This window comes from Bifidobacterium myosotis (genome assembly GCF_002259745.1).
Classification (GTDB): Bacteria; Actinomycetota; Actinomycetes; order Actinomycetales; family Bifidobacteriaceae; genus Bifidobacterium; species Bifidobacterium myosotis.
On record NZ_MWWW01000009.1, the window covers coordinates 1 to 14,733 of the forward strand.

The 14,733-nt window shown below is 62.0% G+C and carries 10 protein-coding genes and 2 tRNA genes; 7 read left to right on the forward strand and 5 right to left on the reverse strand.

Features of this window, described 5'->3' with window-relative positions; all coding sequences use genetic code 11:
• The 4 genes from BMYO_RS04900 to ahpC all read right to left on the reverse strand — a co-directional run.
• A partial coding sequence (locus tag BMYO_RS04900; RefSeq protein WP_169834051.1) for a helix-turn-helix domain-containing protein occupies positions 1-416 on the reverse strand: 416 nt, incomplete at its 3' end.
• 406 nt (positions 417-822) lie between these two features.
• A complete protein-coding gene (locus tag BMYO_RS04905; protein WP_094667410.1) occupies positions 823-2,472 on the reverse strand; it encodes an RNA-binding domain-containing protein in 1,650 nt (549 codons plus the stop codon).
• A 288-nt stretch (positions 2,473-2,760) separates the two neighbouring features.
• Entirely contained in the window at positions 2,761-4,707 is a 1,947-nt protein-coding gene (locus BMYO_RS04910) for an FAD-dependent oxidoreductase (protein WP_094667411.1), read from the reverse strand.
• 175 nt (positions 4,708-4,882) lie between these two features.
• Positions 4,883-5,446 carry an alkyl hydroperoxide reductase subunit C gene (gene ahpC, locus BMYO_RS04915; protein WP_094667412.1) on the reverse strand — a complete coding sequence of 188 codons (564 nt, stop codon included), beginning with the start codon at positions 5,444-5,446 and terminating at the stop codon, positions 4,883-4,885.
• A 264-nt stretch (positions 5,447-5,710) separates the two neighbouring features.
• Here ahpC and BMYO_RS04920 point away from each other — a divergent pair, with 264 nt between their 5' ends.
• From BMYO_RS04920 to BMYO_RS04935, 4 genes are all read left to right on the forward strand, one after another.
• On the forward strand, positions 5,711-6,394 hold the full coding sequence (locus BMYO_RS04920) for a carbonic anhydrase (protein WP_094667413.1): 684 nt from the start codon (positions 5,711-5,713) through the stop codon (positions 6,392-6,394).
• Between the two features lie 257 nt (positions 6,395-6,651).
• On the forward strand, positions 6,652-9,492 hold the full coding sequence (locus BMYO_RS04925; protein WP_094667414.1) for an FHA domain-containing protein: 2,841 nt from the start codon (positions 6,652-6,654) through the stop codon (positions 9,490-9,492).
• A gap of 137 nt (positions 9,493-9,629) precedes the next feature.
• Positions 9,630-10,964: a hemolysin family protein gene (locus BMYO_RS04930; RefSeq protein ID WP_094667415.1), complete on the forward strand. Its 1,335-nt coding sequence runs from the start codon at positions 9,630-9,632 to the stop codon at positions 10,962-10,964.
• Positions 10,965-11,151: 187 nt separating this feature from the next.
• The gene (locus BMYO_RS04935) at positions 11,152-11,631 is read left to right on the forward strand and encodes a Dps family protein (RefSeq protein ID WP_094667416.1); all 480 of its coding nucleotides are present in this window, start codon (positions 11,152-11,154) and stop codon (positions 11,629-11,631) included.
• Between the two features lie 532 nt (positions 11,632-12,163).
• Here the strand turns inward: BMYO_RS04935 and BMYO_RS04940 are convergent.
• A complete protein-coding gene (locus tag BMYO_RS04940; RefSeq protein ID WP_094667417.1) occupies positions 12,164-12,913 on the reverse strand; it encodes a YgjP family zinc-dependent metalloprotease in 750 nt (249 codons plus the stop codon).
• Between the two features lie 301 nt (positions 12,914-13,214).
• On the opposite strand from BMYO_RS04940, the gene BMYO_RS04945 reads away from it, so the two are divergent.
• From BMYO_RS04945 to BMYO_RS04955, 3 genes are all read left to right on the forward strand, one after another.
• Positions 13,215-13,288, forward strand: a tRNA-Ile gene (locus BMYO_RS04945).
• Positions 13,289-13,329: 41 nt separating this feature from the next.
• Positions 13,330-13,402 (forward strand) — tRNA-Ala (locus BMYO_RS04950).
• A gap of 345 nt (positions 13,403-13,747) precedes the next feature.
• Positions 13,748-14,722: a DUF5692 family protein gene (locus BMYO_RS04955; protein ID WP_094667418.1), complete on the forward strand. Its 975-nt coding sequence runs from the start codon at positions 13,748-13,750 to the stop codon at positions 14,720-14,722.
• The last annotated feature ends 11 nt before the right edge of the window (positions 14,723-14,733 follow it).

Below are 14,733 nucleotides of genomic sequence, written 5' to 3' on the forward strand. Positions count from 1 at the left end.
ACGCTCTTCCAGTCGACGCGAGTCAGGGCCGACCCGGCGCTTCTGGGCGCGTGCACGCTCAGCCACGCGACCTGCTGCTCGAAGTCATACGTGTACGCGCTCTTGCGTCTCGCCCACGGCACCATCGCGACCGTCACGCCATGCCCGGCGCAGGTCACGCGCCGAGGCGCGTACTCCAGGAAAAGCCTCGCGCAGCCGATGTCGAGATGCCGCCATCGTCGCGTGGGCAGACGGTCATACGGCCGGCCATGCCCGCCGCATTCAGCGCACCGGCCCATGACACTCGCATACGGGCGGACCGGGACGACGACGATCTCACGGCCGGCGTGATCCCGTTCGACGCGGGGCGTGCCGATCACGACGTTGGCGGGCAGATGCAGCATGCGCTTGAGCGCGCCGGCTGATATGGTGGGCATAGGCGTTCCCCTGTTCTTCGGTTCCATTTCTTGGCGGAAACAAACCTAACAGGCGAACGCCCCTTCCATACCCGCACACGAAAAAGCCCCGGCCACGACGCCAAGGCTCAACACCCCACCACACAAACTGGCGAAGGCTCATATAATCACGCATTGGAGAACTCCGCATCGCTGGTTCTCATCCCAATCAACATCGTCAGCCGCCAAAGCTCACCCAAGCCATTCATCACCGAGCTGCGCCCGCACCCCCAGTGGAACGGAAAACCTCCTTTGCCGGCTATTCGATTCTCGGCAAAGACTCGAATTCTTTCAATAATTCTTTCATGTAAGAATTCGAGTTCTTACATGAAAGAATTATTGAAAGGAGAGTGAAAGGATAGGCGATATGCACGCCTGCTCATACCGGTCACACCAATACATAACGCGATGACGGTCCGCTCCCCTCGCGCCGCAGTTTATTACCGTCCTCCAGTTGCTTCAGCAACCTATACGCGCTGATATAACTCAGCCCAAACAAATCCATGACATCTGCCGTGGCAACGGTGCCTCCATTTTTCTCGGCGAACTCCAGAATAAGACCCTTACGACGCGTGGCATCAATAGTGCGCTGCCGCACATAGGACGTCATGCCATCAGAACGCTTATACACCTGCGCACTCAGCATATACGCTCGCGTACCACCGTTTCCGACCCCCTCCACAAGGCCCGACTCCACCAGGCTTTCAACAGCGGAAGTGATACGACGGTGCTCCAGATGAGAGAACTCACCAAGCTGGGACAACGTCAATCTGCGGTGCTCCTTCAATAGCGAAAGCACAATCAACGACCAAACCGGCAGCGGAGCGCCACGTCGTCGCTCCTCGTCACCGATCATTGTCACGAACGCCTTATCCGGTACCATACGGCGTAAGAACAGAACAACCTCTTCGGCGCTGGACTGCGAATAATCAGGGAACGCGCCACCCGACGCGAGCGATCCCGCATAAATGGTGTCCACCCCTCGACCGGTCCGCTCAACATATCCAGCAGCTTTGAGAATCAGGGCAAGCTGCGGATTGCGCGAACGAGGTTGTGCAGTGAGCAGATTAGCCTCGGAGACTCCCTCGATAAATCCCCCGGGATTGGCTATGGTCAATCCTTCATCGTCAACCAGAAATCTCACCGAACCCATCCGCGCATAATCGCGATGGCAAAACGCGTTGATCATCGCTTCGCGGAACGCCCCATGGTCGAAATCAGGTAAATCGACGCGGATAAGACCACTCATGATTTCATGACTGGGGTTCCATGGCTCCATCAGTTCACCGATACGATCAAACATATCCACCAACGGCAATATGAATGGATCCGTGTTGACCTTGGGAACCAGACCTTTCATCACCTGAAACACCGCAGATGCAGCGGGGACCGATCGGCGAATAGCATCGATGGATCCGATGGTCAACAAACCAGCAACGGACGGCTGCAGCCCATAGGGGCCGTCAACCACTAACTCGAGCGCCCGATCGAAATCCTCGTCGTCAAAAGACAGCAATGAATTATGAGCGTTGGCGCTGCGAATATGACTTCTCAACTTGTTCCGCGACTCAGAACTCAAATCGCTCAGCTGCGCTTCCGGAGCCGGCTGCGCACTGAAATCATAGGAGCGCTGCTGGGATAGACGGCTGATGAATTGCGCAACGAACAACGGAACGACTTCCGGTGTTCCGTCTGCTTTAAGACGGCGCTGCAGCGTCTTTCCCTGACTGGTGGATACAATCTGTTGGCTATTGTCCACTTCAATGCTCACTACAGGTTTGCCGTTTTCCTGCAATAACGCAACACGCACGGAAAGCTGCGGCACTGTTTTATTGAAAATGAAAGCCGCCAGCCCATTGATATTCCGGTGATGCTTGTCCACACCGGTCACGATTCCGTCATCCTCCACGCCAAGGTACAGGACGCCACCTTGCGTGTTAGCCAGCGCCACCACATTATCCACAATTTCGTCATCGGTCTGCGGTCTGCGTTGCTCGCTTTTGAACTCTACGGTCAGGCTTTCCTTGTCGGGAATCATCGCCGCGGTCCTTTCCCATTTCACCACTCTTTCAATAATTCTAACATGTAAGAATTCAAGTTCTTACATGAAAGAATTATTGAAAGGAGAGTGAAAGATGCCGGCGTTCGGGATTCGACGCCATACTCCGGGGGATGAAACCCTGCGCATCGCACATGATAATGCCCGGAATTCGGATGCATCCGAATTCCGGGCATTAGTGCGACTGTGATGAGGACCAGTCTCGGGATTGCGAGGACCGCAAGGCAGGTTTTCGGGAATTCCGGGAATCCCAGAAAGCCCGAAAATCTAGGCGCCGACGAGCTCGAGCATCTGGGGAATGCTCTTTTTGCCGAATTCGACCGTCTGGGCGCCGTCAGGCCGGTTGATGACGATGCAGGGCACGCTCATCGCACCGTACTGGTCCTTGAGCTCCGGGAAGTGCGAGACGTCGTAGGCCTCGGCACGCACGGCCGGGTTCAGCGAGGCGATGCGCTGCGCGGACAGCACGGTCTCCGGGCACATCGTGCAGGTCAGGGAGACGAGAATCATGATGTCGGTCGGCTCCTTGATCGCCGCCGTGCGCTCCTTGAGGTCGTCGCCGAGCGGCTGGCCGGGGCCGGCAGCGTTGTACAGGCCCAGCACGAACGAGTTGAACTCATGGCCGGAAGGCACGCCGTGGAAGGCGAGGCCGGTGAAGGTCAGGACGCTCTTGTCGGCGCCATCGCCTTCGGCCGCGACGCACAGGCGCACGACCGGGCGGGCGAGCGGCAGCACGCCGGCCGGGTCGAACTCGGCACGACCGGAATCGTCCAACGAACCGTACAGCGGCAGCGACGCGGCACCGTCACCGGTGCCCGCTGCAGAGCCAGTACCAGCACCAGCGCCCGGAAGCACGACCTCCAGCGGTTCGCCAACCACCAGACCGGCCGGCACGGACGAGCCGTCGATTGCGGTGATCACACCGGCGGCGTCCACGGCCACGGAATTCAGCTTGCCGCCGGACAGTGCAACCATCTCGCCTACGAATCCCTGCAATTCCGCGGAAAGCGGGGTGTTATCCAGCTCAAGGGCCAGCGTGACCGGGCGCGTCATGCGACCGAATACCACGCCCAGCTGCTGCTTGATGGCGGCGGAGAACAGTTCGCCGGGCTGCTTCGCCGTCTGTGCGGCGGCCGCGGCGGCATCGGCGCTGCGCTTGGCGGGAGCCGGGGCCGGCGTGGTGCCCGGTGCGGCGGAGGCGTCGGACGCCGCCTCGGCCTTCTCGTACGCGGAGGCGGTGGGGCGCGGCGGCACCAGACCGGTCTTCTCGCTCAGCTGCTTGGCGTACCGTTCCAGCTCCACGGCCGCGATCGCACCGTCGGCGGTGGCGGTGACCACCTGACGCAGGTTCTTGACGCGCAGGTCGCCGGCCGCATACACGCCGGGCACGGAGGTCTCAAGATAGCCGTGCGTGACCACATAGCCGTGGTCGTCGAGCTCGACCACGCCGCGCACAAGCTGGGTGGCGGGCACGTATCCGGCGAAGACGAACACGCCGAAGGTTCCGCCATCGGCGGGCTTCCACGTCTCGGTCTCGCCGCTGGCCCGGTCGAGGATCGTCGCCTCGCGCAGGCCGCCCTGACCGGCCGTGACGCCCTTGAGCTCGACGCCGTAGCGCACGTCGATTTTGGGGTTGTTCTTGGCCTCGGCGGCGACGGAAGCGTCACAGGTGAAGTCGTCCTCACGCACGAGCACGGTGACCTTGGACGCGTACTTGGTGAGGAACACCGACTCCTCGGCTGCGGCGAACCCGCCGCCGATGACCAGCACCTCCTTGCCGGTGAAGAACTCGCCGTCGCAGGTGGCGCAATAGGCCACGCCGCGACCGGCGTACTCCGCCTCGCCCTCGAAGCCGAGCTTGCGCGGGGAGGCGCCGGTGGCGATGAGGATGCCGAAGGTCTTCAGGTCGCCGCGCGAGGTGTGCACGGTCTTGACATCGCCGTCAACGTCAAGACCGGTGGCCTCGGCGGACAGGAACTCGGCGCCGAAGTCCTGTGCCTGCTGACGCATGGTCTGGGTGAGCGCACGGCCGGTGGTGCGACCGACGCCCGGATAGTTCACGACTTCGTTGGTGATGGTGATCTGCCCGCCGAAATCGTCCTTTTCGAGGACGAGCACACGGTAGCGGGCGCGGGCGAGGTACAGGCCGGCGGTGAGGCCCGCAGGACCGCCGCCGATGACCACGACGTCGTAGAGATTGTTGGTCTGAGTCATGATCGAAACTCCTTACATACATACAGCGGCTCCCCTCTCTGAGGGGAGCTGTCGAACGTAGCGAGACTGAGGGGAACATATCGGATTGAGCTAGCTTTCGCGAGCACTCCCCTCAGTCGCTTTCAGCGACAGCTCCCCTTAGAGAGGGGAGCCAAAGTTACCTATTCAGCGCAGATCAGAGCTGGCCGACGAGGTCGAGGCTGGGCTCGATGGTCTCCTCGCCCGGGGTCCAGTTGGCGGGGCAGACCTGGTCGCCGTGCGCGTAGACGAACTGGGAGGCCTGCACGCGGCGCAGCAGCTCCTCGGCGTTGCGGCCCACGTTGGAGGAGATGACCTCGTAGGCCACGACCTTGCCCTCCGGGTTCACGATGAAGTCGCCACGCTCGGCCATGCCGTCGGCCTCGTTGTAGGTGTCGAGGTCCTTGGCCAGCACGGCGGTGGGGTCGGCGAGCATCGGGTACTGGATCTTGGCGATCTTCTCGTTGGCGTCATGCCACGCCTTGTGCACGAAGTGGGTGTCGGTGGAGACGGAGTAGATTTCGCAGCCGATCTCCTTGAACTTCTCGTAGTTCTTGGCGAGGTCTTCGAGCTCGGTGGGGCACACGAAGGTGAAGTCGGCCGGGTAGAAGAAGAACAGGGACCAGTGGCCGAGCACGTCCGCCTTGGTCACCTCGTGGAATTCGTTGTTCTGGAAGGCGTTCACCTTGAAATCGGTGAGCTCGTGCTGCAGAAGAGTCATATTCGGTCCTTTCCTGACTAAGTACTGACTGAGTACCGTTACCGACTCCATCGTAACCTGACCGCTTCCGGTTCGGGCGAAATCGGTCTATGACCCTCGTCACAGCCGCCCCCGCTCCTTTTGGCCGCGAATCACCCGGCCTGCTCGTTGCCCGCACCCGCCCCGCATCCGCCCCACAGCCACCCCCATCAGCGAACGAGCCCGGGGCGATGACCCCGTTCCAAGTAAGATGGAACCGTACGAACCATTGATCATGGAGGTGTCATGGCTCAGGCAGATTCCCTGGCGGAGGCCACCGCGAACGCGACGTGGAGCCGCATGTTGCAGGGCAACCGTCGTTTTTATACCGGCAAGGCGGAGCATCCCTGGCAGGACAAGGAGACCCGTCACATGCTCACCGACGGGCAGAATCCGGATGCGGCCGTGCTGGCCTGCGCGGATTCACGCGTTCCCCCCGAAATCATCTTCGATCAGGGTCTGGGCGACCTGTTCACCGTGCGCACCGCCGGCCAGATCATCGACGACGCGGTGGTGGCATCGCTGGAATACGCGGTCAACAAACTGCATGTGAGTCTCATCTGCGTGCTTGGCCACGCCCGTTGCGGCGCGCTGGAGACCGCGGACCGCGAGCTTGACGAGCTCATGCACTCGATCACCGCCAACGCCGACGACTCGTTGGCCACCGCGGACGCCATCGATGACTTCGACGAGCAGATTGCCAACTCGGACTCCATCGTGATGCGACAGGCCGGCATGTCCGTATGGCAGGCCCGCGAGGCCGAACTGGAGTGCGCCGAGGATTTCGAGCGCGTGCATGTGGCGCGCACCATCGAAATGCTGGTGGACCGCTCCCCCGCGATTCAGCAGGCCCTCGCCGAGGAGCGTCTGATGATCGTGGGCGCACGGTACGAGCTGGAGTCCGGCAAGGTCGAGGTGCTGAGCTTCTGAGGCATGATGCCGCCCGGCACGGCGACCCCGCTCCGGCTTCCGATGCGGCTTCCTACCCGTGAGGTGGGACGCCGAGGACGAGGGACGCCGGAGCGAAACCAGGGCTATGCCAAAGCGATGCTGCGGTCAGGCGATATGCACATGCACAAGGGCGGCGCGGCCCGGCGGAACACTTATGGCACCGCGACCTTGCACCGGGCCGATAATGCGGGGATGATGGTGGGTATCGAGAGAAGACCATCGGAAGAAGCCGCATCATGCCACCTGCGCTTACCGTCTACTATGGCTCGACCAGATACGTCGTCAGCCCGAAACACACCGTCATCATCGGACGCGCATCCGATTGCGATCTGGTGATTCCCAATCCGTACGTCTCGCATCATCATGCGCGCATCACTTGGACCGAGGACGGATGGCTGCTTGAGGATATGGGCAGCGCCAACGGCCTGTCCATTCGCGGCATGCATACCCGCTCGGTACTGCTGACCTCGACCACCACCGTGATGCTGGCCCGCAACGCCACGCTCACTTGCGTGGTGGGCGACCCGGCACCGGCGGCGGCGCAGATGCCGTCCGCGGCGCCCGTTGCGCAGGCGCAGACGGTACAGGGACATGCGGTACAGGCGCAGGCGACGCAGGTACGCATAACACAGCCGCAAACCGCACAAACGCCAGCCGCACAGGCACCCGCCGCACTAGCCCAGCAGGTGCCTGTCGCCGGGCCGAAACCGTCGATTCCGGCCCGACCGGCATCATCACCGACGCCAACCGCATCAGCGGCATCGGTCGTGCGTCCGCCGATTCCGCCGGACGACAGGCAGCCAACGGCCAATCGTCGGCTCGATCAGGCCAGTCATACGAGCCGGCCCACCGCCATCAGCCAACCCGACACGCCCAGCCGGCCGCAGCACCGCAACGCTCCGGCCCAGCCGCCGATGCAGCAGACCGCCCCCACCCAAAACCAGCCTCACGCCGATCTCAACCGCACCGACCGCACCGGACGGACGGACTCCAACGGACGGACTGACCTCACCCGCAAGTCCGGCACCCGGTCCAACACCCCGTCCGCCGCCCCAAGCACCGTGCTGGCGGGCAGCACGCAGGCGGCCCATCTGGAATCGCAGCTCACCGCGCATCGCGTCACCGGCGCATTCGACCCGGCCCATGATCAGGAGGGCACGCTCGGCCGCGACGAATCCTGCACGATTCGCATCAATGACTACCTCGTCTCCCGTCGGCACTGCTCGCTGGCGTCCACAAGCAACGGCATCCTGCTGACCGACCTCGACTCCGCCAACGGCACGTACGTCAACGGGCGTCGCGTGGCCAAGATCTGGCTGGAGGAGGGCGATCTGGTCACGGTGGGCAACACCGACCTCATCGTGCACGACGGCGTGCTGCGCGACCGCGAACCGCTGGCCGGCACGGATGCGGTGATCGCCGAGAACGTGGGCCTGACCGTCGGCAACGGCACGCGCCTGCTCAAAGGCATCAACGCGGTGTTCGCCAAGGGCACGCTGACCGCGGTGATCGGCCCCTCGGGCGCCGGCAAGACCACGTTCACGTCCATCGTGGCGGGTCTCAACGCGCCGACCGAAGGCCATGTGCTGTTCGACGGCTACGACGTGCAGCAGAACATCGAACTGTTGCGCAGCCGTATCGGCTTCGTGCCGCAGGACGACGTGGTGCATCGCAAGCTCACCGTGGACGCCGCCCTCGAATACGCCGCCAAACTGCGTCTGCCGGGCTCCACCAAGGCCGAACGCACCGAGATCATCAATCACGTACTGGACGAACTGGAACTCACCGGCCGACGCGGCAACCGCGTGGACCAGCTTTCCGGCGGCCAGCGCAAGCGCGTCTCCACCGCCATCGAGCTGCTCACCAGCCCCGAACTGCTCATCCTCGACGAACCGACCTCCGGCCTCGACCCTGCCCTGGACCTCACGGTGATGACCATGCTGCGCCAGTTGGCGGACGCCGGTCGCGTGGTGATCGTGGTAACCCATTCGCTGGCGTACATCAACAAGCTGTGTGACAACGTGCTCATGCTCGCCCCCGGCGGCAAACCGGCGTTCTTCGGCACGGTCGCCGAACTCGGCCAAGCCTTCCACGGTCAGGAGTGGGCGGATATCTTCACCGCGGTCGCGTCCGATCCCGACCGCGTGTATTCAATCACCGAGCCGAGCAAACGCACACAGCAGGCCAAGCGGACCATCCGCGAGCACCCCGAGCATGAGAAGCCCGCCAAGCCGTTCCGCATCAAGCAGACGGTAACGCTGGTGGCCCGGCAGCTGCATCTCATCGCCGCCGACCCGGGCCTGCTCATCTTCCTCGTGCTGCTGCCACTGTTCTTGGGGTTGCTCTCACTCGTGGTGCCCGGCTCGCACGGTCTGGGCGAACCGGACTTCAAGGACGCCGCCACCGAGCCAAATCAACTGCTCTCGCTTATCATCCTGGGCGCCTGCTTCATGGGTTCGGCGCTGTCCGTAAGGGATATCGTCTCCGAACGCACGATCTACGACCGCGAACGCGCGGTGGGCCTCTCCCCCACGTCGTACACCGGCTCGAAGCTCATCGTCATGGGATTGCAGACGCTGCTGCAGGCCGCGCTGCTGGTCACGGCGATCAGTCTGGGCAAGCCGCATCCGGACCACGGCGTGCTCACCGACTCGGGCATCCCCGAGCTGGTGATGGTGGTCTGGCTCACCGCGTGGGCCTCGGCCATGCTGGGCGAGGTGGGTTCCGCGCTGGTCAAGTCCGGCGAGCAGACCATGCCACTGCTGGTGATTCTGGTGATGGCGCAGCTCGTCTTCTCGGGCGGCATGATCCCGGTGACCGGGCGCGACGGTCTCGAACAGGTGAGCATGGTCTTCCCCGGCCGCTGGGGCTTCTCCGCGACCGCTTCGGATATCGACCTCAACGGCCTGCTATATGGCCCCACCAAGGTGCCGACCTTCAAGAAGGACGACCTGTGGGAACACACGACCGACCAATTCTGGTTCGATCTGGGCATCCTTGCGCTCATGGTGCTGGTGTTCACCGTGGTGTTGCGCGTGTGCGTGAGCAACGCGGCCGCCAAACTGCGGCATCGGTGACGGGCGCGGGGCAACGCTAACCGGCGCGGTAGCGATGGCGTGACGACGATGGAGGTTGACGGGCGCGGGCTGCGACGGCAACGGGCAACAGGCTACGGTGACCGGCATTGACGCCCCGCTCCCCTAGAGTGGGGCGTATGTCACTTGGTTTGAATATCCTCCTGATCTTTGTGTTTCTGCTCCTCGGCTCGGTGTTCTCCGGCACCGAGCTCGCGCTGGTCTCGCTGCGCGGCTCGCAGATCGAGCAGATGGAGCAGGAGGACGCGCGTGGCGCGAAAGTGGCCAAAATCGCACGCGATCCGAACACCTTCCTGTCCACTGTGCAAATCGGCGTGACGCTGTGCGGCTTCCTGTCCGCCTCGTTCGGCGCCTCCTCGATTTCCCCGTATCTGATTCCCGTGGTGGAGGGCTGGGGTGTGCCGACCGGCATCGCCGGCGGTCTGGTGAACATCGTGCTCACGCTGATCATCTCCTACTGCTCCATTGTGATTTCGGAGATGGTGCCCAAGCGCATCGCCATGCAGCGTACCGAGCAGATCGCGCGCGCCGTGGTGCCCGCCATCGACGCGTTCGCCACGATCTGCCGCCCGATCATCTGGCTCATCGGCAAGAACACGAACGGCATCGTGCGCGTGCTCGGCTTCGACCCGCAGCAGACCGAATCCGAGGTGTCCGACGACGAGCTGCGCGTGCTGGTCAGCTCGAACACCAACCTCTCGAAGGACGAACGCACGATCTTGGACGACGTGTTCGACGCCTCCGAAACCATCGTGGCCGAGGTCATGCGCCCCCGCGCCGACGTGGTGTTCATCGAGGGCGACCAGCCCATCGCCGACGCCGCAGCGTTCGTGCGCAATCAGCCGTACTCCCGCTACCCGGTGACCGGTAAGGATTTCGACGACGTGATCGGTTTCGTACATGTGCGCGACCTGCTGGACGTGCGCGACCCGAACGCCAAGACCGTGCGCGACGTGGTGCGCGAGGGCATCTCCCTGCCCGGTACCTCCAAGCTGCTGCCCTCGCTCGAGCTGTTGCGTAAGCGCGGCATCCATCTGGCCGTGGTCATCGATGAGTACGGCGGCACGGACGGCATCGTCACACTGGAGGATATGACCGAGGAGCTTGTGGGCGACATCCGCGACGAATACGACCTGCCCACCGAAAAGGGCGGCGAGCGCACGTCCCGGACGGTGTTCGTCAACGGCGTGGCCACCATCGACGCGAGCATGACGATCGAGGACTTCGCCGATCTGACCGGCATCGAACTGGAGGACGGCCCGTACGAGACCGTGGCCGGCTACTTCCTCGCGCACACCGGCAAGATGGGCACGGTGGGTGACGTGCTGCATTCCGACGACGGCTACGACATGGTGGTCGCCAAGGTGGACGGCCGCCGCATCGAGACCATCGACGTCCGCCGCGCCGGCGCCGCAGAGGGGCAGCCCGCCGAATCGGCCGAGACGAAAGCCTGATCGCTCTGGTTTCTCGGGCTTTCCGAGCTTCCTTACTGGCTGGCCCTCTTTGTCTGGGAGGACCGGCCCAGCCAAACCCCTCCTTTCGCCGTTCGTCCGATGTTCTTCTGCCGTTCGGCCCGTCGCATAACACGGCCGCGTAGACTGAAGGGACCGTTCTATGAACGCGAAAAGGAAGGAAACAATCATGACACTTGCATTTGTGGTCCCCGGTCTCGATGAGGCGACCAGCGAAAAGGCCATCGCCATTCTGCAGAACCGTCTGAGCCAGGAGCAGGAAGCCGCTCTGGTCCTCAAGCACGCGCACTGGAACGTGACCGGCCCGAACTTCATCGCCGTGCACGAGATGCTCGACCCGGAGGTCGAATCCGTGCTGGCCCAGGCCGATGAGACCGCCGAGCGCATCGCCACGCTGGGCGGCACGCCGGACGGTCGCGCCGACGCCATCGTGCGCAACCGTACCTGGAAGCCGTTCGATACGGATGGCCGCGTCGGCACCGAAAAGTACCTTGAGGCGCTCATCGAGTACTACGACGCCTTCATCGCCGATGACCGCAAGGCCATCGCCGAGCTGGACGAGCTGGATGTCATCAGCTCCAACGTCATCCAGGACCACGTCCAGCAGCTCGAGAAGTTCCAGTGGTTCATGCGCAGCCACCTCGCGTGACGCCGCGTAATCACAGGTATTCCGATAGCACGTCGCTGTGTGAAGGTGCTGATTCAGGTCAGCACCTTCACACAGCGACTCTATACAGCGTCCCTAAACAGTGATTCTGCACAACGGCTCTATGAAAAGCGCCGCCATACAATCATCGGATGCATCTGCGCTTGCACATGGCCCCCTCTCTGAGGGGAGCTGTCAGCAAAGCTGGCTGAGGGGAGTCCCCGGCACGGGCAACACGTATTAATGATTGGGTTTCCCTTGAAAATCCACATTTCATGAGCGAGTTTTCTACTATCCACAACATTTCATGAGTGACTTCTTGACTGCAAACACTATTTCATGACCGAGATTGTCGTAGCAGCTGACCGAAAAGCGTACGAAATACCGGTTTCCATGATTGGAAAACGCAGTTCAAATCCCATTTTTTGTTGGAAGTATATGAACTTGTTGCACATGGCTCCCCTCTCCGAGGGGAGCTGTCAGCAAAGCTGACTGAGGGGAGCTCTATCCCGGCATAGGAACTCCCCTCAGCCGCCTATAGCACCACGCGACGGTTGAGCTCGCGACGCAACGCCTTCCATTGCGGCAGGTAAGCCGTCATGCGGCGTTGGAAGCCCACGCCATGACCTCGTTCCCACAGATGTGTCATCTCATGGACCAGGACATATTCCAGGAATCGCGGCTCCATGAGCCCCAATTGCAGGTTCAGGCGGATACGTCCCGTCGCCGGCGTACATGAGCCCCAGCGGGAGGTCATGAGCCGCAGGGTGATGTGCGAGGGCGTCCGGCCGATTATCGGCCCCCATTTGGCCAGCAACGCCGGCAGCTGCGCGTTGATTGAGGCCGCGGCGGCGCGTTTGCGTTCGTCGGTCCAGATCGCGGTGACTTCAGCCCGTATTGGAAAGTCAGTGGATGTCGGATTAGCGGATGCCGATCCGGTGGTTGTGGGACCGGTAGATGCGTGGCCAATAGTTGTAGACCCTACGGTTGCGAATCTCGCGGAACTCCCGTCGCGAGCACCGCCATCCGTCTCCATCACCTTGCCGGAATCGACCCCAGCGGCTGTTTCTCCCATATTCGCAAGCGCCCGATTACGGGCCTGAATCATCCGGCGACGATGCTCGTCGATCCATGCCCGCCGACCTCGCACGAAGTCGATGATCGCACGGTCGGCCATACGCCGGGGAGCGGAGATCACCACGTCGCCATTCGGCGGTTTGATGCGGATGTACATGTTTTTGATGGGCTTACGCGCCACCTGCACTTCCAGCCCGTCAATGTTCATGCGGTTATTGTGCGGCGGCGGCCAGACACCGGCTTGGCCGCAGACGGGCGTACGGTCTGAACCTTCGCACCGGCCCAGCGCCGCAACACGTCACTTCGAGAAGGCTTGGACGGCCAACCGCCATTCGTGCGTTTCTCTCCGTTCCTTCCGCCAGCTCCGCACTAATGCGCCGCACAAATACAGCCCACCGCAAGCCTGTCCGCACGATTCGAGAAACGCGACACGCCGACGACACGCACACGTTGACATACTCGCATTCACTGGTATTGTAATCACTTGTGCGCTTTTGAAGTGCATGGACGGGCCCGTAGCTCAGCTGGTTAGAGCGCATCCCTGATAAGGATGAGGTCGGAGGTTCAAGTCCTCCCGGGCCCACAGAAAATAACAGCGGCTTTATGCCGCTATTTTTTTCTCACGGGGCATTAGCGCAGCTGGTAGCGCATCTGCTTTGCAAGCAGAGGGTCACCGGTTCGAATCCGGTATGCTCCACTCCCAAAACCCTTGGAATTGCAACGATTCCAAGGGTTTTTCTATTTGCGTTTTCTGCTTGTTTTCATCTCAAAACAACCAAAATCGACAGAGCTAAGGATGCATGGGGTTGCTATTCCCTGACACCACCTATTCCGAGACGACAATGAACCAACGCCTCCTGCGCGATATCTCATCACACACCGCATTGACACCATGTCAAAGCGAGCGCTACAATAAGCTGCGAGAGAAATTGACGCTTTGTCAACACAGCGCGCATAGCAGCGCACAATACCTCAGACCGAGCGCCAATAGCCCGGCACCAATGAGGGCTGACGGGCGCACAGCACACAGGAAAGGACCGTTATGCTGTTTCAGGTCTACGGCGACAACGCCGTATATCAATGGATTGGATGGATTCTCGTCTTCTGCTGCCTTATCGGCGCCAACGAGCTCGCCCGACGCACCAAAGCAGGTGGCGTCATCGCCTTCCTCGTCGTACCGGCCGTCCTGACCGTCTACTTCATCACCATCTACACCGCCGCCGCCATGGGCGCGGAATGGGCGCTCAACAACCCCACCTACGTACACATGACCAGCTGGTTCCACTACGCCAAGCTATATGCCGCCACCATCGGCTGCATCGGCTTCATGGCGCTCAAATACAAGTGGGGCTCCATCGGCAAGTCGCACTGGTTCAAGTGCTTTCCGTTCGTGATCGTGGCCATCAACATCCTCATCGCCGTGGTCTCCGACTTCGAATCCGCCATCCGCGGCTGGGGCACCACCTGGATCTCCACCGAAGGCGTGACCCTGTACGGCGGCTGGCACAACGTGTTCAACGGCGTGGCCGGCATCCTCAACATCTTCTGCATGACCGGCTGGTTCGGCATCTACGCCTCCAAGAAGAAGGACGACATGCTCTGGCCGGACATGACCTGGGTGTTCATCGTGGCCTACGACCTGTGGAACTTCTGCTACACCTACAACTGCCTGCCCACCCACTCCTGGTACTGCGGTCTGGCGCTGCTGCTGGCCCCGACCGTGGCCAACTTCTTCTGGAACAAGGGCGGCTGGATTCAGAACCGCGCGTTCACGCTGGCCATCTGGTGCATGTTCGCGCAGGTGTTCCCGATGTTCCAGGACTACTCGGTGTTCTCCACGCAGTCCGTGAACAACCCGAACGTGAACCTCGTGGTTTCGCTGATCGCGCTGGTGGCCAACGTGCTCGCTCTCGGCTACATCCTCGTCCGCGCCAAGAAGCAGGGCGTCAATCCGTGGATGCAGGAGATCTTCAAGGGCACCAAGGATTACGAGCAGGCCATCACCCGCGCAGCATAACCTCCGCCCGT